The organism is Kineosporia corallincola, from assembly GCF_018499875.1.
GTDB lineage: Bacteria > Actinomycetota > Actinomycetes > Actinomycetales > Kineosporiaceae > Kineosporia > Kineosporia corallincola.
This window is the reverse complement of record NZ_JAHBAY010000001.1, coordinates 185,992-204,461: the sequence shown is the minus strand read 5'-3', so window position 1 is coordinate 204,461 and position 18,470 is coordinate 185,992. Positions and strand designations below refer to the sequence as shown.

The 18,470-nt window shown below is 71.0% G+C and carries 17 protein-coding genes; 8 read left to right on the top strand and 9 right to left on the bottom strand.

What is annotated here, in order from left to right; all coding sequences use genetic code 11:
- Positions 1 to 45 precede the first annotated feature (45 nt).
- The 3 genes from moaA to KIH74_RS00915 all read left to right on the top strand — a co-directional run bounded on the left by moaA (position 46) and on the right by KIH74_RS00915 (position 3,241).
- The gene (gene moaA / locus KIH74_RS00925) at positions 46 to 1,116 is read left to right on the top strand and encodes a GTP 3',8-cyclase MoaA (protein WP_214153415.1); all 1,071 of its coding nucleotides are present in this window, start codon (positions 46 to 48) and stop codon (positions 1,114 to 1,116) included.
- A 7-nt stretch (positions 1,117 to 1,123) separates the two neighbouring features.
- Entirely contained in the window at positions 1,124 to 1,399 is a 276-nt protein-coding gene (locus tag KIH74_RS00920; RefSeq protein WP_214153414.1) for a MoaD/ThiS family protein, read from the top strand.
- Between the two features lie 240 nt (positions 1,400 to 1,639).
- A complete protein-coding gene (locus KIH74_RS00915; RefSeq protein WP_214153412.1) occupies positions 1,640 to 3,241 on the top strand; it encodes a glycosyltransferase family 39 protein in 1,602 nt (533 codons plus the stop codon).
- 19 nt (positions 3,242 to 3,260) lie between these two features.
- Here KIH74_RS00915 and KIH74_RS00910 read toward each other — a convergent pair whose 3' ends face one another.
- From KIH74_RS00910 to groL, 3 genes are all read right to left on the bottom strand, one after another.
- Complete coding sequence (locus KIH74_RS00910) at positions 3,261 to 3,728, bottom strand: molybdenum cofactor biosynthesis protein MoaE (RefSeq protein WP_308113489.1); 468 nt, start codon at positions 3,726 to 3,728, stop codon at positions 3,261 to 3,263.
- Positions 3,729 to 3,837: 109 nt separating this feature from the next.
- Positions 3,838 to 4,410, bottom strand: a complete 573-nt coding sequence (locus KIH74_RS00905; RefSeq protein ID WP_214153410.1) for a nucleotidyltransferase family protein — start codon at positions 4,408 to 4,410, stop codon at positions 3,838 to 3,840.
- A gap of 73 nt (positions 4,411 to 4,483) precedes the next feature.
- Positions 4,484 to 6,109, bottom strand: a complete 1,626-nt coding sequence (gene groL / locus KIH74_RS00900; protein ID WP_214153409.1) for a chaperonin GroEL — start codon at positions 6,107 to 6,109, stop codon at positions 4,484 to 4,486.
- A 229-nt stretch (positions 6,110 to 6,338) separates the two neighbouring features.
- On the opposite strand from groL, the gene KIH74_RS00895 reads away from it, so the two are divergent.
- Complete coding sequence (locus KIH74_RS00895; protein ID WP_214153407.1) at positions 6,339 to 8,036, top strand: bifunctional 3'-5' exonuclease/DNA polymerase; 1,698 nt, start codon at positions 6,339 to 6,341, stop codon at positions 8,034 to 8,036.
- Positions 8,037 to 8,338: 302 nt separating this feature from the next.
- Here KIH74_RS00895 and KIH74_RS00890 read toward each other — a convergent pair whose 3' ends face one another.
- Positions 8,339 to 8,545, bottom strand: a complete 207-nt coding sequence (locus KIH74_RS00890) for a cold-shock protein (RefSeq protein ID WP_214153400.1) — start codon at positions 8,543 to 8,545, stop codon at positions 8,339 to 8,341.
- Positions 8,546 to 8,987: 442 nt separating this feature from the next.
- Between KIH74_RS00890 and KIH74_RS00885 the strand changes: the two genes are divergently transcribed.
- Positions 8,988 to 9,365 carry a hypothetical protein gene (locus KIH74_RS00885; protein ID WP_214153398.1) on the top strand — a complete coding sequence of 126 codons (378 nt, stop codon included), beginning with the start codon at positions 8,988 to 8,990 and terminating at the stop codon, positions 9,363 to 9,365.
- 116 nt (positions 9,366 to 9,481) lie between these two features.
- On the opposite strand, the gene KIH74_RS00880 is transcribed toward KIH74_RS00885, so the two are convergent.
- The 3 genes from KIH74_RS00880 to KIH74_RS00870 form a co-directional block, all read right to left on the bottom strand.
- On the bottom strand, positions 9,482 to 10,138 hold the full coding sequence (locus KIH74_RS00880) for a LytR C-terminal domain-containing protein (RefSeq protein ID WP_214153391.1): 657 nt from the start codon (positions 10,136 to 10,138) through the stop codon (positions 9,482 to 9,484).
- A gap of 143 nt (positions 10,139 to 10,281) precedes the next feature.
- Positions 10,282 to 10,575 carry a DUF3263 domain-containing protein gene (locus KIH74_RS00875; RefSeq protein WP_214153390.1) on the bottom strand — a complete coding sequence of 98 codons (294 nt, stop codon included), beginning with the start codon at positions 10,573 to 10,575 and terminating at the stop codon, positions 10,282 to 10,284.
- Positions 10,576 to 10,628: 53 nt separating this feature from the next.
- Positions 10,629 to 11,981: a pyridoxal phosphate-dependent decarboxylase family protein gene (locus KIH74_RS00870; protein ID WP_214153388.1), complete on the bottom strand. Its 1,353-nt coding sequence runs from the start codon at positions 11,979 to 11,981 to the stop codon at positions 10,629 to 10,631.
- A gap of 30 nt (positions 11,982 to 12,011) precedes the next feature.
- Here KIH74_RS00870 and KIH74_RS00865 point away from each other — a divergent pair, with 30 nt between their 5' ends.
- On the top strand, positions 12,012 to 12,698 hold the full coding sequence (locus KIH74_RS00865) for a uracil-DNA glycosylase (protein WP_214153386.1): 687 nt from the start codon (positions 12,012 to 12,014) through the stop codon (positions 12,696 to 12,698).
- A 63-nt stretch (positions 12,699 to 12,761) separates the two neighbouring features.
- Here KIH74_RS00865 and KIH74_RS00860 read toward each other — a convergent pair whose 3' ends face one another.
- Complete coding sequence (locus tag KIH74_RS00860) at positions 12,762 to 15,308, bottom strand: bifunctional FO biosynthesis protein CofGH (protein WP_214153384.1); 2,547 nt, start codon at positions 15,306 to 15,308, stop codon at positions 12,762 to 12,764.
- A 230-nt stretch (positions 15,309 to 15,538) separates the two neighbouring features.
- On the opposite strand from KIH74_RS00860, the gene KIH74_RS00855 reads away from it, so the two are divergent.
- Positions 15,539 to 16,414: a short-chain dehydrogenase/reductase gene (locus KIH74_RS00855; protein WP_214153382.1), complete on the top strand. Its 876-nt coding sequence runs from the start codon at positions 15,539 to 15,541 to the stop codon at positions 16,412 to 16,414.
- Positions 16,415 to 16,504: 90 nt separating this feature from the next.
- Here the strand turns inward: KIH74_RS00855 and KIH74_RS00850 are convergent, their stop codons facing one another.
- Positions 16,505 to 16,864: a gp58-like family protein gene (locus KIH74_RS00850; RefSeq protein ID WP_214153381.1), complete on the bottom strand. Its 360-nt coding sequence runs from the start codon at positions 16,862 to 16,864 to the stop codon at positions 16,505 to 16,507.
- Positions 16,865 to 16,985: 121 nt separating this feature from the next.
- Between KIH74_RS00850 and KIH74_RS00845 the strand changes: the two genes are divergently transcribed.
- Complete coding sequence (locus KIH74_RS00845) at positions 16,986 to 18,422, top strand: dihydrolipoyl dehydrogenase family protein (RefSeq protein ID WP_214153380.1); 1,437 nt, start codon at positions 16,986 to 16,988, stop codon at positions 18,420 to 18,422.
- The last annotated feature ends 48 nt before the right edge of the window (positions 18,423 to 18,470 follow it).

The window sequence follows — 18,470 nt, the reverse complement described above, 5'->3', positions numbered from 1 at the left end:
TCGACCGCAGACCCACCGTTCCCACCGGTTGTCTACGCTGTCGAGGTGGGAACGGTGATGCTCGGACTACCGAGAACGCGCAGCCAGAAACCGGTCGTGGACCGCCCTGGCGATGCACGTCTCATCGACACCTATGGCCGGGTCGCGACCGACCTGCGGGTGAGCCTGACCGACCGGTGCTCGCTGCGCTGCGGGTACTGCATGCCGCCCGAGGGCCTCGACTGGTTGCCGCACGAGCAGGTGCTCAGCGACGACGAACTGATCCGGCTGATCACCGTCGCGGTGCGCGACCTGGGCGTGGACGAGGTCCGCTTCACCGGCGGCGAACCGTTGCTGCGCCGCGGTCTGGAGCGCATCGTCGAGGCCACCCACCAATTGAGGACGACGGCGGGCCGCGCTCCCGTCACCGCGCTCACCACCAACGGCGTGGGCCTGGACAAGCGCGCCCGCGGCCTGGCCGCGGCCGGCCTCACCCGGATCAACGTCTCGCTCGACACCCTCGACCCGGAGCGCTTCCACCAGATCACCCGCCGGGACCGGCACCGCGACGTGCTGGCCGGGCTCGCCGCCGCGGCCGCCGCCGGGCTGGGACCGGTGAAGGTGAACACGGTGCTGCTGCCCGGGGTGAACGACGACGAGGCGGTGCCGCTGGTGCGCTGGGCCCTGGCCGAGGGCTACGAGCTGCGGTTCATCGAGCAGATGCCGCTCGACGCGCAGGGAGCCTGGGACCGGGCCGGCATGGTCACCGCCGACGACATCCAGCGCGCCCTGGCCGAGGAGTTCGAGCTGACCCCGACCGACCCCCGGGCCCGAGGCGCCTCGCCCGCGCAGACCTGGCAGGTGGGCGAGCTGGGCCGGGTCGGCATCATCGCCTCGGTCACCCGGCCGTTCTGCGGTGACTGCGACCGCACCCGGCTGACGGCCGACGGGCAGATCCGCAACTGCCTGTTCGCCCGGGACGAGACCGATCTGCGGGCGGCCCTGCGCGGTGGGGCGGACGACACCCGGCTGGCCGAGATCTGGCGGGGCGCGATGTGGAGCAAGGCCGCCGGGCACGGCATCAACGACGCCTCGTTCGTGCAGCCGGACCGCCCGATGAGCGCGATCGGAGGCTGAGGAAGGCATGACCGACACCACGCACACCATGAGCAGCATGATCACCATCCGTTACTTCGCCGGAGCCCGCGCGGCCTCCGGCATCGAGTCCGAGCAGGTGCCGGTGACCGGCCCGACACCCCTCGGCCACCTGGCCGGGGAGCTCGCCGAACGCCATGGACCAGCACTGCGACGGGTTCTCGAGGCCTCGTCCTTCCTCATCGACGAGGTGGCCGGCGACCGCTCCCGGATCGTCCCGATCGGCGCCGTCGTGGACGTTCTCCCACCATTTGCGGGGGGTTGAGCCTTCAGGGAGTTCCCAGCCGACCGTTGCCCTCCCGTGACCGTTCCGGCGGGTGCTCGTGCCCGACCTGACGTACGCTGATCAAGGGCGCGCTGTGTCGCAGCGCCCGAACGGTCTCCCCGCCTAGACGCTGTCCGCCGTGGGCGACCATCGGCAGCCGCCGCGGCAATGTCGCCGTGCGTGATCAGAGTTGATCGATGCCGCATCGATCCATCACGTCGGAGCAGGAGAAATCGTTCGGTGACGCAGACGACGGGCCGGGAACCCGACGGGCGCGTCCCGTCCGCTTCCGAGACCCGGCTCGACACCACCCCGCCCGGCTCCCGCGGCGTCCAGGTCCTGCGTCGTCCCGGCGGACCACAGCGACTCGCCCGGCTCGAGAACCGCACCCACGACCTGCTCGCCCGGCCCTGGTTCGCCGAGGCCCTGGTCGCGCTGGTCTGCGCCGTCGTGTTCTGCTGGCGGGTCGGCCGGGCCAGTGCCTGGTGGGACGAGGCCGTCACCCGTGACGTGATCGCCCGGCCCACCACCGAGATCCTCGATCTGACCGGGCACGTCGACCTGGTGCACGCCGCCTATTACCTGCTGGCGCACGCCCTGTTCGGCAGCACCGGCTCGTTCGCCCTGATCCGCATGCTGTCGGTCGTGGCCGCCGTGATCACCGGCGTCCTGCTGGTGCGTCTGGGGCGCGAGCTGGGGTCCGGCCGGGTCGGCCTGGCCGCCGGCCTGCTCTGGGTGATCGCGCCCCTGGCCTCCCGCTACGCCCAGGAGGCCCGGCCCTACGCGCTGGTCGCGATGATGGCCACGGCCGCCACCCTGGCCCTGGTCCGGGTCTGCCGGAAGCCCTGGCTGCGCGCCCGCTGGGCGGTCTACATCGCCTGCCTGGCCGGGCTCGGCCTGTTCAACGTCATCGGCCTCACCATCATCAGCGCACACCTGTGCTACGTGCTGGCCACCTCGGCGCCGCGGGTCCGCCGCCGCTGGTACCTGTCCGCGGGTCTGGCGGTGCTGGCCCTCTGCCCGCTGCTGTGGTTCTCCTCTCAGCAGAGCGCCCAGGTGTCCTGGCTGCCGGTGCCCGCCCTGGCCCGGCTGATCGGCTTCTTCGAGGCCCAGTACGTGGTCGGCTGGATCGTGCTCGGGCTCGTCGTGCTGGCCTTCGCCGGTCTCGGCCGGGGCACCCACAACCCGGCGCTGGCGCTCGGCCTGACCTGGTCCGTCGTCCCGCCGGTGGTGCTCTGGACGATCTCCCAGGTGCACCCCCTGTACGACTGGCGCTACGTGTTCTTCACCGTGCCCGGCACGGCGCTGGCCCTGGCCTCGCTGGCCACCCTGCTGCGGGCCCGATACCTGGCGGTGGTGCTGCTGGTGCTGGCCCTCGGCGGCGCGCACATGCAGAGCGTCTACCGCTACAAGGCCAGCGGGCATGCCGAGAACCTGCGCGGTGTCGCCATGACGATCGAGGACGGCGCGCAGCCCGGCGACGCGGTGGTCTTCCTGCCGTCGTCGCGGCGGGTGGTCAAGCTGGCCTATCCGCAGGCGTTCGACGGGGTCGACGACATCGCCCTGGCGCAGACCGGGGAGCAGTCCGACTCGCTGTTCGGGGTCGAGGAGTCCACCGAAGACATCACCAAGGCGCTGCGAAAGGTCACCCGGGTCTGGGTGGTCACCAGCAACGCCCGGCTCGGCGAGTCCGCCGAGGAGCCGGAGACCGAGAAGGAACGCCTGCTGTACGACCACTTCCGGGTCACCGGGGTGGAGAACCTGGGCACCTACCAGGTGCTGCTGTACCAGCGCAGCAGCAAGGAGGCCGGCATCGTGACCACCGGCTCGGCCTCCTCGTAATCTCCTCCGGCAGAAGCGGTCAGGGGCAGGCGACCCACTCGTCGGTGCCGTCGGCCAGCACCTGCCGTTTCCAGATCGGCAGCTGCGCCTTGACCTCGTCCACCAGGCGCGAGGCGATCTCGAAGGCCTCCTGCCGGTGAGCCCCCGCCACCGCCACCGCCAGGGCCGTGTCGCCGATCGCGAGCGTGCCGATGCGGTGCGAGACGGCGACCGCCTCGGCGTCACCGGCGGCCGTCACCTCGGCCACCACCCGCTCCAGCACCGCCTGCGCGGTGGGATGTCCGACGTACTCCAGTCCGGTCACCTCGCGCCCACCGTCGTGGTTGCGCACCACCCCGGCGAACGTGACCACGGCCCCGGACGACGCGCCCTCGACCAGCTCGGCGTGGGCTGCCAGGTCGAGCGGCTGATCCGTCACCTCGGCCAGCAGCACCTGCCGGGCGGGTGGGGTGATCCGGCTGTGGTCACGGGTTATCTCGGTCGGCACCGGACCAGGGTAAGCAGGTGTGGGAGCGAGCACCGGCCGAGGCCTCGGTTGCGTGCCGTACCGGAGTCTCCGCCCGCATCTGCGGATGCCCGGCCGGACCGCCACCCGGTCAGGGGGTGTCCCGGTCGAGGCCGGAGGCCAGGTCCCCGGCCTCCACCAGCAGCACGTCGTCCCGTCCCCGCAGATACCGCCGGGCCCCGGCGTCACCCCGCGCGGACGCCAGTACACCGGGCCAGTGCGCGCGCCCGAGCAGCACCGGATGACCAGGCCGGCCCCGGTAGGCCGCGCGGGCCAGTGCGTCGGGCCCGGTGCCGTGCTCCAGCAACCGCCGCACCACCGGCGCCGTCAGGTCGGGCATGTCCACCAGCGCGACCACCGCCGCATCCGGCGGATCACACGGATCGCCGAGACCCGACACGGCGGTCAGCCCACGCCTCAGCGAGGCCGACATCCCCTCGGCCCAGTCGGCGGCACGCACCGGCACCGCCGGAGCGGGAACGAGCTGAGCGACGTCCTCGAACTGTGCCCCGGTGACCACGAACACGGGCGAGCACCCACCGCCCACCAGAGCCTCGACGGCCAACCGCACCCAGGGCACCCCGTGCGCATCGGTGCACAGCCCCTTGGGCCGGCCCATCCGGGTGCCTGCCCCGGCGGCGAGCACGATCCCGGCGGTGCCCACAGACGTCCTCCCTCGAGAAAACCGAAGGGGCGGCCCTCCCGAAGGAGAGCCGCCCCACGCGGTGCGGTGGAACTCAGAAGTCCATGCCACCCATGTCCGGAGCGCCGCCGGCCGGGGCCGCCGCCTTCTCCGGCTTGTCGGCGATGACCGCCTCGGTGGTCAGGAACAGCGCCGCGATGCTGGCGGCGTTCTGGAGCGCCGAGCGCGTGACCTTGGCCGGGTCGATGATGCCCTTGGCGACCAGGTCGACGTACTCGCCGGTGGCCGCGTTCAGGCCGTGGCCCGACGGAAGGTTGCGCACCTTCTCCGCCACGACGCCACCCTCGAGACCGGCGTTGACCGCGATCTGCTTGAGCGGGGCCTCGACGGCGACCTTGACGATGTTGGCGCCCGTGGCCTCGTCGCCGGTCAGCGACAGCTTCTCGAAGGCCTTGACCGAAGCCTGGAGCAGCGCGACGCCACCACCGGCGACGATGCCCTCCTCGACAGCGGCCTTGGCGTTACGCACGGCGTCTTCGATGCGGTGCTTGCGCTCCTTGAGCTCCACCTCGGTGGCAGCCCCGGCCTTGATCACCGCAACACCGCCGGCCAGCTTGGCCAGGCGCTCCTGAAGCTTCTCGCGGTCGTAGTCGGAGTCGCTGTTCTCGATCTCGTTGCGGATCTGGGTGACCCGGCCGGCGATCTGCTCGGCGTCGCCGGAGCCCTCGACGATCGTGGTCTCGTCCTTGGTGATGACGACCTTGCGGGCCTGGCCCAGCAGCTCCAGACCGGCGGTCTCCAGCTTGAGGCCGACCGTCTCGGAGATGACCTGGCCACCGGTCAGGATCGCGATGTCCTGGAGCATGGCCTTGCGGCGGTCGCCGAAGCCGGGCGCCTTGACGGCGATCGACTTGAACGTGCCCTTGATCTTGTTCACGACCAGGGTGGACAGCGCCTCGCCGTCCACGTCCTCGGCGATGATCGCGAGCGGCTTGCCGCTCTGGATGACCTTCTCGAGCAGCGGCAGCAGGTCCTTGACCGTGCTGATCTTGCCCTCGACCAGGAGGATGTACGGGTCGTCGAGGACGGCCTCCATCCGCTCCGGGTCGGTCACGAAGTAACCGGAGATGTAGCCCTTGTCGAAGCGCATACCCTCGGTGAGCTCGAGCTCGAGCCCGAAGGTGTTGCTCTCCTCGACGGTGATGACGCCTTCCTTGCCGACCTTGTCCATCGCCTCGGCGATGAGCTCGCCGATGGCCGGGTCGGCGGCGGAGATGGACGCGGTGGCAGCGATCTGCTCCTTCGTCTCGACCTCCTTGGCCTGCGCGAGGAGCTCCTCGCTGACAGCCGCGGTGGCCGCCTCGATGCCCTTCTTCAGGGACATCGGGTTGGCGCCGGCGGCGACGTTGCGCAGACCCTCGCGAACCAGGGCCTGGGCGAGCACGGTGGCGGTGGTGGTGCCGTCACCCGCGACGTCGTCCGTCTTCTTGGCGACCTCCTTGACCAGCTCGGCGCCGATCTTCTCGTAGGGGTCCTCGAGCTCGATCTCCTTGGCGATGGACACACCGTCGTTGGTGATCGTGGGGGCTCCCCACTTCTTCTCCAGAACGACGTTGCGGCCCTTCGGCCCGAGGGTCACCTTCACGGCGTCGGCGAGCTGGTTCATACCCCGCTCGAGGCCGCGACGGGCTTCCTCGTCGAACGCGATGATCTTGGCCATCGTGTGGTGTTCCCTCCACGTAGGGTGGGTTTGTGGCCAGAAGGTGCCCGCGACGGTCGGAGCGGCGCCCGGCGGTCCTGTCCCGCCCAGCCCCGTCCTCACCACCTGGCCGTACTCGCAAAGCTGTCACTCTCACGTAGAGAGTGCTAGTCCAATGATTAGCACTCGACCCTGGTGAGTGCAAACCTCCGGCACCAGAACTGTCGGTGCCGCCTGCCACCATGGCGGCGTGGGTGACAGCAGCTTGACCAGCAGGGATGCATCCGGTGTCGAGCGCGTTCTGATCGCCGCCTCGGGGCCGGGTTTCGAGATGCAGCCGGTGGACGCGGCGGGCGCACCGACAGGACCGGTCCGGTGGACGGCCGATCTCGCCGCGACGGCGCTCGACCTGGAACGACACGACCGGCCGCGGTGGGTCTGGTGGCGCACGGCCGAGGTGTACCCGGTGCTGCTGGAGGCCGGGGTGCGGGTCGAGCGGTGCCACGACCTGGCCGCCGTGGAGAACCTGCTCCGCACCCACGCCGGTGAGCGGTTCACGTCGCCGCAGTCGGTCGCCCACGAGCCGCCCCGGGGTCGCTCCCGGCAGACCTCCCTGTTCGACGCGCCCGCCGATCCGGCGCAGAACGACGAGGAGCCCGGCCGGCCGCAGCCCCCGGCCGGCCTGGCCGGGCTGCGCGAGTCACACGCCTCACAGGCCCGGCGGATCGCCGGGATCCGCCCGGGGCAGCCGGGCTTCCCGCTGCTGGTGGCCGCCGAGTCGGCGGCCTGCCTGGCCGCGGTCGAGATGGGCCGGGCCGGTCTGCCCTGGAGCACCCGCATCCACGACCGGGTGCTCACCGACCTGCTCGGCCCCCGGCCCCAGCACCACGGCCGGCCGCGTCTGCTCCAGGCGCTGGCCGAGGAGGTGTCCAGGTTGCTGGGCGGCACCGATCAGCAGCCGATGAACCCGGACTCGCCCGCCGACGTGCTGAGGGCCTTCCGGCGCCAGGGCGTCGTGCTGGAGACCACGCGGGCCTGGGAACTGAAGCAGGTCGATCACCCGGCCGTGACTTCGCTGCTGCGCTACAAGGAACTGTCCCGGCTGCACGTGGCGCACGGCTGGGCCTGGCAGGACCAGTGGGTGCGCGCGGGCCGCTTCCACGCCGAGTACGTGCCCGGCGGAGTGGTCACCGGGCGCTGGGCCACCTCGGGCGGCGGCGCGCTCCAGATCCCCAAGGTGATGCGGGGCTGTGTGGTGGCCGATCCGGGCTGGGTTCTGGTGGCCGCCGACGCCGGTCAGCTGGAGCCACGCATCCTGGCCGCGCTGTCCGGCGACCGGGGCATGATCGCGGCCACCGCCGACCCCGACCTCTACACCGCCCTGGCACAGCAGGCGCTGGGCCGCCCGGAGGCCCGGCAGGAGGCCAAGATCGGGCTGCTCGCCGCGATGTACGGGGCCCGGGCCAACAGCCCCGCCATGGGCGCCCTGCGGCGGCGCTTCCCGCAGGCCCTCGATCTGCTGGAGCGGGCTGCCCGCACCGGCGAGAACGGCGGCATCGTGCGGTCGGTGCTCGGCCGCACCTGCCCTCCGCCCGAGTCCTCCTGGCAGGACGTGCCGCCCGAGAAGGCGCTCGCCCGGTCCCGGGCCCGGGGCCGCTTCACCCGCAACTTCGTCATCCAGGCCTCGGCGGCGGACTGGGCCAATGCATTGGTGGCCGGTCTCCGGCGACGGCTGGCCGCAATGCCGTCGGCCGGGTCCGGCCGCGCGGAATTGGTCTTCTTCCAGCATGACGAGGTGATCGTGCATGCTCCCGCAACACTGGCCGAAGCCGTCGTGAGTGCCGTGGTGGAAAGCGGGGCCGAGGCCACCTCACTGGTACTCGGTGAACGTGGCGTTCACATCCCGCTCGCGGCCGCGCCGATCGCGTCTTATGCCGAGAAGAATTAACCGCTCGCCGCATTTCGGCCCGACGGTGGCGACAAGACGAGCAACTCTTGCTCATGACTTGGTTGCCCCGGACAATCACCCGTCAGGATTGAGTCAAGAGCGAACACATCTGCATGCGCCTTCAAGAACTGGCGGTGCTTATCGGCTTCCACTTTCGGGCCGCCGCCGTGCTAATTGTTCACAGCGATATCCGCAATGTAAATACTGCGCAAACACACGAAGCCGCCCCCGGGATCGAACCCGGGGACGGCTCGGTGACAAGTCAAGCCGTAAGCCCGCGACGGGGGCCTACAGCAGACGAATCAGGAAGCGGGGCGCACGGCCTCGGCCTGCGGGCCCTTCTGGCCCTGACCGACCTCGAACTCCACCCGCTGACCCTCGTCGAGCGAACGGTAGCCGTCCATCTGGATAGCCGACCAGTGCACGAAGACGTCGGCGCCACCACCGTCAACGGTGATGAAGCCATAACCCTTTTCGGCGTTGAACCACTTGACGGTTCCCTGAGCCATTCCTACTCCTGCTTGCTGTAACTGCGGCGCGGTTCGAGCACTGCACACGAACCGGGTCTCACGCTCGCCGAGCCCGCCCCCCGAGAAGGGGCCGGTCCGGGATGGTCCAACGTGCGGGCCTCTTGGCGTGAAGCTGGAGAGGACATTGCTCATCGAACTGTTCGACCGCCGCCTACAGTAGCGCCTGAATCGCGCAGGCGGGAGATACCAACTCTTAGCGACCTTCGTGAACCGCACTTAGGCTGAGGCCATGCGATCTACGCGACGACGCGTGCGACCGGAACACGGCATCCGTTCAACAGGACGCCGGGGCGGTTATGTAGAGGCCCCGAGCCGCGGCCCCACGAGTCGCCCGGCGCTCATCGCAACCCGTCGTGTGATCAATTGGATCAACCTTTCCACCCCTCTCGGTCTGGCTATCGCCAGACTTGCCGGGAGCGGGGTGAAAAAGGGGCCGCACGGCCTTCTGCTCGCCTGGAACTGCGACAGCTCGCTGCTGCCGCTGGCCGGCCGGGCGATGACGGTGGGTGACGTGGTGCTCCTCGGCCTCCCCGAATCGGCGCTGGTCACACGGCCGAACCTACTGCGCCACGAGGCTCGTCACGCCGCACAGTACGCACGCTGGATTGGTCCGGCCGGCTTCCTGCCGGCCTACGGGCTGGCCTGCCTGTACAGCTGGGCCCGCACCGGTGATCCGGCTCTGCGCAACCACTTCGAGAGCCGGGCCGGGCTGCTCGACGGCGGCTACATCCATCCCGGGCCCCGGGCCCCGGAACGCACGACGCCCCCGCCGGGAACCGGTCCGGCGGGGGCGTGCTGACGAGCGCGGTGCGTCTGTGAATCGGCCGTGAATCGGCCGGCGGCCACGACGGGGCCGGTGTTTCGTCGTCCGTGAAGGCTCTTCGGCTGTCGGTGAACGGACGCCGCAGGCCGCGGCTACTGCCCGTCGAAGCCGATGACGACCGTGATGTCGGACGTGACGTCGGCGTTCTCGGAAAGCTGACCGATCCCGCCCAGCGCCTTGCGCACGGCCTGGGCCGAGGCCTTGATGTCGGCGCTGCCGTAGTAGATCTTCGTCTTCGGCAGGTCCTTGTTGTTGGAGTTGCCGGTGCGTTCCACCGTCCACCCCTGGTTCTCCAGCTCGGCCGCCTTCTCCGCGGCCAGACCGGCCACGTCGATCGAGTTCAGCACGACCACCGGGATCGTCTGGTCGACCGTGCCGGTGGCGGCGTCCGTGTCGTCGGCCGCCGTGGTGGTGTCCTCGGTGGCCGGGGTGGCGGCGGCGTCGCCGGAGTCCGCGTCGGCACCGGAGTCGTCGGAGTCGTCCGCACCCGCGGAGGCCGAAGCCGTGGCCTCACCGGAGCCGGCCTCGTCTTCCAGTGCCTTCTGGGCAGTGGTGTTGGTCTGCGTGTCCGACTTGTTGCCGAGCACCGTGTAGGTGGCGCCGATCACCAGCAGCACCACCGCGACCCCGGCGATCACCGGCAGGATCGCGGCAATGGCCTTCGGCCGCGCGCGGTGTGCACCGCGGCGGCTCGCCTCCACCGGTGCGGCGGAGCGGTCGTCGTAGCCCGGAGGCCTCGTGGCGGTCATCGCATGACTCCCAGAACGATGGAACGAGCACCGCCCGGTTCAGGGGCACTCGACGGCCTGAGACTACCGACCCTGATCCGCCGGACCGGGCAACTCAGAACGCCATATCACTGTGGTGTGCCCTGACGGACGCATTCTGGTGCTCAACCGTGAGCGTCCAGTGACCGTGCGGAACCGCTCCGGCGTCGCGTCTGCCGCATCCGTCGCAGGCGTTTCACCAGCATAGGGTCGGCCGCAAGGGCCTCGGGTCGGTCGATCAGCGTATTCAGAACCTGGTAGTAGCGGGTCGACGTCATGTCGAACAGCTCACGGATGGCCTGTTCCTTGGCCCCGGCGAACCGGAACCACTGCCGCTCGAACGCCAGAATCTCGACCTCGCGCGAGGTCAGCGCACTGTTCGCCGCGCTCGCCACGGGCGTCTCGGGTTCGGATTCCATCCCGCCTCCTCCTAGGAGCGCCCACTCTAGAACCGCACCACAGCCGTGTCATTTCACCCGAGGCTGTCCAGGATCACGTCGATATCCGCCTCGCCGGTCTCCGGGTTGACGATCGCCAGCCGGGTCACCGTCTCACCGGCGTGCGTGGTCGACACCACGAACCCCTTGTCCTCGGCCAGCAACCGCTCCGACCAGGCCCGGTAGTCCTGGGGCGTCCAGCCGCGGCGGCGGAAGCAGACCACCGACAGCTCCGGCTCGTGCAGCAGGTCGAGCAGCGGGTGGCTGCGGATGCGCTCGGTGGCGTAACGGGTCACGGTCAGGGTGCGCTCCACCGCATCGGTGTAGGCCTGCGTGCCGTGGGTGGCGAGCGAGAACCAGAAGGGCAGTCCGCGGGCCCGGCGGGTCAGGCCGACCGCGTAGTCGGACGGGTTGATCTCGTCGTTCTCGGTGACCACGTCGAGGTAGCCGGCCCGCTGGGTGTGCGCGGCCCGGGCGATCGCCGGGTTGCGGTACACCAGCGCGCAGCAGTCGAACGGCGCGAAGAGCCACTTGTGCGGATCGACGACGAACGAGTCCGCGCGTTCCACGCCGCTGAACCGGTGCCGCACGCTCGGTGCCGCCAGCCCGGCCAGGCCGTAGGCGCCGTCGACGTGGAACCACAGGCCGAGCTCGGCGCAGGCCTCGCCGACCGTCTCCAGGTCGTCGACGATGCCCAGGTTGGTGGTGCCCGCGGTGGCCACCACCGCGAACACCCCGTCGTGACCGGCCTGTTCGAGGGTTCGGCGCAGCGCCTCGCCGGTGAGCCGGCCGTCCTCGCCGACCGGCACGCCGATGAAGTCGATGTCCATCACGTCACATGCGCTGACGATGGACGAGTGGGCGTTGGCCGTGCCGGCGACCGCCCAGCGTGACGGCTGGTCGCCCGCCCGCCGCTGCCGTGCCTGGTAGCGCGCGGCCACCAACGCGGACAGGTTGCCGAAGGTGCCGCCGGGCACGAACACCCCGCCGGCCCCCTCGGGCAGCCCGGCCAGACCGGCCAGCCAGGCCAGGGCCTGGTTCTCGGCGTAGACCGCGCCGGAACCCTCCATCCAGGTCCCCGCGTACAGGCTGGATGCGCTCACCACCAGGTCGAACAGGGTGGCGGCCTTGGTCGGGGCGCAGGGGATGAAGGAGAGGTAACGGGGATGGTCGGTGGTGATGCAGGACTGGGCCAGCACGTCGCCGAACAGCCGTAGCGCCTTCTCACCGCCCATGCCCTCACGGGTGATGGTCTGGCCGACCAGTTCGTGAAGTTCGGCCGCGCTGAGCGGACCGTCCAGCGGGACGTCCTGGTGGCTCATCCGCTGCCGTGAGTAACTCATCACGGCTTCGGCGAGAACCTCGGTCCCGGCGTCGTAGCGATGCACGGATGTGCAGTCTATGTTCGCGTGGCGCTAATGTCGGCCAGCGTGACGCGCCGACCGCTCGCCGAGCAGATCGACCCGGGCTGGGCCGCCGCCCTTGCCCCGGTCGAGGACAAGATCGCCGAGATGGGCGACTTCCTCCGCAAGGAGATCGCCGACGGCAGGACCTACCTGCCGGCCGGCCAGAACGTGCTGCGGGCCTTCAAGCAGCCGCTCGAAGACGTGCGCGTGCTGATCGTGGGCCAGGACCCGTACCCCACGCCCGGTCACGCGGTGGGCCTGTCGTTCTCGGTCGGGCCCGACGTCCGGCCGCTGCCGCGCAGCCTGATCAACATCTTCAAGGAGCTGCACGACGACCTCGGTATCGAGCCGTCGAAGTCCGGTGACCTGACCCCGTGGGCCGAGCGGGGCGTCCTGCTGCTCAACCGGGTGCTCACGGTGGCGCCCGGCGCCCCCGCCTCACACCGCGGCAAGGGCTGGGAAGAGGTCACGGCGCAGGCGATCCATGCCCTGGTCGAGCGGGACGAGCCGCTGGTGGCGATCCTCTGGGGGCGCGACGCACGCAACCTCGCCCCGGCGCTGCCCGACATCCCGCTGATCGAGAGCGCCCACCCGAGCCCGCTCTCGGCGCACAACGGCTTCTTCGGCTCCAAGCCGTTCAGCCGGGCCAACAACGAGCTGGAAGATCTCGGCGCCGACCCGATCGACTGGTCGCTGTAACGGCTTTCAAATAATGGACGACGATGAGCTCCTGAAAAGCTGATCGTCGTCCATTATTTCGCCCTAACCGAGAAGCTCGACCACCCCGTACCCCGTGGTGCGCTGCCGGGCCGGCCGGTCGAGGTGCTCCGAGATCGCCTCCAGCTCCTCCACAGTCTTCAGCGAACCGTACTGCGATCCGGCCATTCTCGAGATGGTCTCCTCCATCAGCGTGCCGCCGACGTCGTTCGCCCCGGCCTGGAGCATGGCCCGGGTGCCCTCCACGCCGAGCTTCACCCAGGAGGTCTGGATGTTGTCGATCCGGCCGTACAGCAGGATTCTCGCCAGCGCGTGCACCACCAGGTTGTCGCGCATGGTCGGGCCCGGGCGAGCCACGCCGGCCAGGTAGATCGGCGCGTTCTGGTGCACGAACGGCAGCGCCACGAACTCGGTGAACCGGGCGTTGCCGTACTCGATGCTGCGGTCCTGGAGTTGCGCCAGCAGCCGCAGGTGGCGAGCCCAGTGCGAGGGGTTGTCCACGTGGCCGTACATCATGGTGGACGAGGTGGGCAGGCCGACCTGGTGCGCGGTGGTGATCACCTCGATCCAGCTGGCGGTGGGCAGCTTGCCCTTGGTCAGCAGCCAGCGCACGTCGTCGTCGAGAATCTCCGCCGCGGTGCCCGGAAGCGAGTCCACCCCGGCCTCTTTCACTTGAGTGAGCCACTCCCGGATCGGCAGGCCGGTGCGGGTGGACCCGTTGATCACCTCCATCGGGCTGTAGGCGTGCATGTGCATCTGCGGCACGGCCTCCTTCACCGCCCGGGCGATGTCGAAGTAGGCGTTCGCGGGCAGCCGGGGATCGATACCGCCCTGCATGCACACCTCGGTCGCGCCGACCGCCCAGGCCTCACGCACCCGCGACCTGATCTCGTCGAGCGAGAGGGTGAAGGCGTCGTCGTCCTGTCGTCGCTGGGCGAAAGCACAGAAGCGGCAACCGGTGTAGCAGACGTTGGTGAAGTTGATGTTGCGGTTGACGATGTAGGTGACGTCGTCGCCGACCGCCTCGCGGCGCAGGTCGTCGGCGATCCGGGCGAGCTGCTTGAGCGTGTCGCCCTCGGCGTAGGCCAGCAGCACGGCCTGATCCTCGGTGAGGGCCTGCGGATCCGACTCGGCCACGCTCAGTGCCTTGCTGACGTCACCGTCGATCCGCTCGGGAGCGCCTGTCTGCACGGCCTTTTCGCGCAGCGCCTGCCAGTCGCCGTAGACGTCGTCGAAGTCGCCGCGCCGGTCGCTGGTGCGGCCCGCGGTGTCGATCGTCACGTTCAGGTCGATGCGGCCGCTGCTGCCCCACTCCGGATCCGGCTCCTGCCAGGGCATTCCGGTGGGCAGCGCGTTCGGGTCGGCCAGGCCGTCCTCGCGCATCAGGGCCCGCACGTGGCCGTGCACCCGCGGGTCGAGCCAGGGCTCGCCGGTCGCGGCGTACTCGGGGTGCACGGTCAGCCGCTCGGTCAGCTCGAAACCCGCCGCGGCGCTGTACTTCGCCAGGTCGTCGAGGTGCGGCCAGGGACGCTCGGGGTTGACGTGGTCGGGGGTGAGCGGCGACACGCCGCCCCAGTCGTCGGCGCCCGCGGCCAGCAGCCGGCCGAGCTGCTCCGGCTCGGACAGGTTGGGCGGCACCTGGATGCGCATGCGCGGGCCCATCACGATCCGGGCGACCGCGACCGCGGCCAGGTACTCGTCGTCGTTCGCGTCCGGGGCGGCCCGCATGGCCGTGCGGGGCTTCGCCCGGAAGTTCTGGATGATGGTCTCCTGGATGTGCCCGTACTCCCGGGCCAGCCGGCGCAGCGCGAACAGCGACTCGGCGCGGTCGGCGAACGACTCGCCGATCCCGATCAGGAGCCCGGTGGTGAAGGGCACGTTCAGCCGGCCGGCGTCCTCGATCACCCGCAACCGGACCTCCGGGTCCTTGTCCGGGCTGCCGTAGTGCGCCTGGCCCTTGGTCTCGTACAGGTGCCGGGAGGTGGTCTCCAGCATCATCCCGACCGACGGCGAGACCGGCTTGACCCGGCCCAGGTCTTCCCAGCTCATCACGCCGGGATTGAGGTGCGGCAGCATGCCGGTGGCCTCGAGCACCTGCACCGCCAGCGAGCGCACGTAGCCGAGCGTGGACTCGTAACCGGCCTCGGCGAGCCACTCCCGGGCCTCCGGCCAGCGGTCCTCCGGGCGGTCGCCGAGGGTGAACAGCACCTCCTTGCAGCCCAGCGCCGCACCCTGACGCGCCACCCGGAGCACGTCGTCGGGGGTCATGTACAGCGACTTGCCCTCGCGTTCCAGCTGCTGCGGGGTCTTGACGAAGGTGCAGTAGTGGCAGCGGTCGTTACACATGTGCGTGACCGGCACGAACACCTTGCGGCTATAGGTGACGATGCCCGGCCGGCCGGCGTTGACCAGGCCCGCGTCGCGGATCGCACCGGCCGCCCTCAGCAGTCGTTCCAGGTGCTCGCCACGGGCCTGCAACAGCACCTCGGCCTCGGCCTGGTCGAGTGTCACGCCGTCCTCGGCCCGGCGCAGCGCCCGGCGCAGGGCGGAGTCGGTGGGCGCGGGTCCGGCGGACGGCGTCGGCTGGGTCACAAAGACTCCTCTGTGGATCGCGGGTTGTCCTGCCGGGGATCTGGCCCGGTCGCACTCGTGCGAACCCGGGCACAGGCCCGGAGCATTCCGGTTGTGGCGTGAGTAATTCCGCAGGTGTGGCGAGTATCAAGCACGGACGGGCGAGCATCTTCGTTCCTGACAACCGGTGGAAACGTCCAAAACCCCTGGCCCTTTCCCGTTCTCCCCCCGAATCGAGGAGTTCCAGCGCGATGCGCATCCCGCAGCCGATCGGCGGCAAGGTCGTGGTCATCACCGGGGCGGCGAGAGGCATCGGTGCGGCGCTGGCCCAGCGGCTCGCCGCCCGGGGAGCCCGCGTGGCCCTGCTCGGCCTGGAACCAGGCGAACTCGCCGCCGTCGCTGCCCGGTGCGGCCGCAACGCCGCCTGGTTCGAGTGCGACGTGACCGACCCCCAGGCCCTGGACGCCGCGGTCGCCGGGGTGCAGGCGCGTTTCAGCGGGGTGGACGTGCTGGTGGCCAACGCCGGGATCGCGATGGGCGGCCCGCTACGCCTGGCCGACGCGGACTCCTACGACCGGGTGATCGAGGTGAACCTGATGGGCAGCGTCCGCACGGTGCGGGCGTTCCTGCCGCTGCTGATCCGCAACCAGGGCTACTACCTCCAGGTGGCGTCACTGGCCGCGCTCGCCCCGACGCCGATGATCACGGCCTACGGTGCGAGCAAGGCCGGGGTGGAGGCCTTCGCGCTGGGGGTGCGCACCGAGCTGGACGGCTACGGCGTGGCCGCCGGGGTGGCCTACCTGTCGTTCACCGACACCGACATGGGCCGGGCCGCCGGGCGTTCCGGCAGCGGGCTACGGCTGCACGACCTGGACTCCGCGGTCGACCGGCTGATCGGGGGCATCGAGCGACGCTCGCCGTACGTGTACGGGCAGCCGTTCATCCGGCTGCTGCGGCCCGCGCGTGGGCTGCTGCCCGGCCTGGTGCACCGGCTCGGCCGGGGACCGGCGGTCCGGTTCGAGTCGGCGATGGCGCAGGCCGGGCCGCAGGCGTCGGCGGCCGTCGGGCCCGGCGGCCGGGCGGACACCCGGGCCCGCACCGCACCGGCCCCGGAGGCCACCCGCTGACGTCAGTGCCCCGGAGGCCGGCCGCTGACACGTCAGCGGCTGCGGGAGACATCCGCTGACGTCGGTGCCCCCGGAGGCGATCCGCTGACGTCAGTGCTGCGGGGGCTGCCCGTAACGCGGGGTCTCGGAGGGCGGCGTGCCGTAGACCGGGGCGTTGGAGGGCGCGGTGTTGCCCGATGCCGTGTTGCCCGGTGTCTTCTTCGGGTCCGGGGTGGAGCCGTCCTTGCCCGAGCCGGTGGCCTCTTTCAGGCGGCGGGTCAGGCCCTGGGCCTGCTCCTGCACCTTGGCCCGGGTGGCCGGGTCTTTGATCTTCTTGCTGATCTGCTGGGCCTGGGCCTGCACCTTGGCCCGGGTGGCCGGGTCCTTGGCGGCGGCCTGGGCCTGCTGGATCAGTTTTCTGCCCTGCGGGGAGCGGGCGAACGCGCTGACTTTCCCGAGAAAACCGGCCATGCTCCACGGTAACCGCCGACGCCCTCCGGGGCACCTGTTGTGAGCGGGTTGACGTGCCGACGTGCCGGGTGATGGGCATCATGCGGCCATGGCACCTGAGGCTACGAGGACGAAGGCCCTCATGGATCCCGCGGAACTGGACGGCGCCCGGTACGAGGTGATCGTCATCGGGACCGGATCGGCCGGCAAACCCCTGGCGACCGCCCTGGCCCGGGGAGGCCTGCGGGTGCTGGCGGTGGAGCGGCACCGGTTCGGCGGCGAGTGTCCCTACGTGGCCTGTGTCCCCTCCAAGTCGATGCTGCTGTCGGCGCGGCGGCACCGGGCCTCGGGCGATCCCGCCCACCGGGCGGCCTTCGCCGCAGCGGTGGCCGTGCGAGACCGCACCGTGCACGGGCGGGACGACTCGGGGGCGGCCGAGGGAATGCTCGGGGACGGCGTGGACCTGGTGCGCGCCCGTGCCTCGGTCCGGCCCGGGCAGGTGCTGCTCGACGGTATCGCCACGGTGCGCTGGAGCACCGCCCTGGTGCTGGCCACCGGGGCGGAGGCGGTGATCCCCCCGGTCGACGGGCTGCGCGGCACGCCGGGCATCTGGACCTCGGACACCGCCCTGTCGGGTGACGAGCTGCCGGCCCGCCTGGCGATCCTCGGCGGCGGCGCGATCGGCTGCGAACTGGCCGAGGTGTACGCCTCGTTCGGCAGCCGGGTCACCGTGCTGGAGGCCGCGCCCACCCTGCTGCCGCGGGAACAGCCCTGGCTGGGCGGAGCGATGGCGGACGGGCTGCGGCGGCTCGGGGTGGACGTGCGCACCGGCACCGAGCTGGCGTCGGTGCGGCCCGACGGGCAGGGCGTGCTGCTCGGTTTCGGCGAAGGCAGCCGGCCGGAGACAGACCGGCCGGGGACAGACCGGCCGGGAACGGACCAGCCAGGAGCCGACCAGCTGGCGGCGGACCGGCTGCTGGTGGCGGTCGGGAAGAAGCCGGTCACCGACGGCCTGGGGCTGGAGAGCCTGGGGCTCGACCCGGACGACCTGTCCGTGGACCGCCGGATGCGACTCAAGGACGACGTGTTCGCGATCGGCGACCTGACCGCGATCAACCCGTACACGCACGGCGCCAACTACCAGGCCCGGGTGGTGGCCGACGAGTTGCTCGGCCGCGGGCGCGACGCCGATCACTCCGGCACGCCCCGGGCGGTCTACACCGACCCGGCCGTGCTGGCCGTCGGCGACACCGAGAAGACCGCGGCCGAGCGCGGTGCGCGCACCCTGACCGCCCGGTCCGACGTCACCGGCACCACCCGGTCGGCGGTCGAGCGCACGATCGACGAGAACGACGACCGGCCCGCCGGGTTGGAGCTGATCGCCGACGCCGACAGCGGCGTGCTGATCGGCGCCGCGGCGATCGGTCCGGAGGCCGACTCCTGGGCGGCCGAGCTGGCGCTCGCCGTGCGGGCCCGGGTCACCCTCCAGGCCCTCGCCGACCAGCCGCACGCCTTCCCGTCCTGGGCCGAGGCGATCGCCGCTCCGGCACAGGAACTCGCTCAGCGCCTACGCGACTGATCTGAGCGGCTGATTTCCCGGCTGCCGTCGGCGGCACCGCCGATAAGG

Excerpts from the sequence above, each read along its gene's own strand:
- KIH74_RS00920 (WP_214153414.1), top strand. The coding sequence starts at position 1,124 with ATGACCGACACCACGCACACCATGAGCAGCATGATCACCATCCGTTAC.
- groL (WP_214153409.1), bottom strand. The coding sequence starts at position 6,109 with ATGGCCAAGATCATCGCGTTCGACGAGGAAGCCCGTCGCGGCCTCGAG.
- KIH74_RS00890 (WP_214153400.1), bottom strand. The coding sequence starts at position 8,545 with ATGGCTCAGGGAACCGTCAAGTGGTTCAACGCCGAAAAGGGTTATGGC.
- KIH74_RS00880 (WP_214153391.1), bottom strand. The coding sequence starts at position 10,138 with ATGACCGCCACGAGGCCTCCGGGCTACGACGACCGCTCCGCCGCACCG.
- KIH74_RS00875 (WP_214153390.1), bottom strand. The coding sequence starts at position 10,575 with ATGGAATCCGAACCCGAGACGCCCGTGGCGAGCGCGGCGAACAGTGCG.
- KIH74_RS00865 (WP_214153386.1), top strand. The coding sequence starts at position 12,012 with ATGTCGGCCAGCGTGACGCGCCGACCGCTCGCCGAGCAGATCGACCCG.
- KIH74_RS00855 (WP_214153382.1), top strand. The coding sequence starts at position 15,539 with ATGCGCATCCCGCAGCCGATCGGCGGCAAGGTCGTGGTCATCACCGGG.
- KIH74_RS00850 (WP_214153381.1), bottom strand. The coding sequence starts at position 16,864 with ATGGCCGGTTTTCTCGGGAAAGTCAGCGCGTTCGCCCGCTCCCCGCAG.
- KIH74_RS00845 (WP_214153380.1), top strand. The coding sequence starts at position 16,986 with ATGGATCCCGCGGAACTGGACGGCGCCCGGTACGAGGTGATCGTCATC.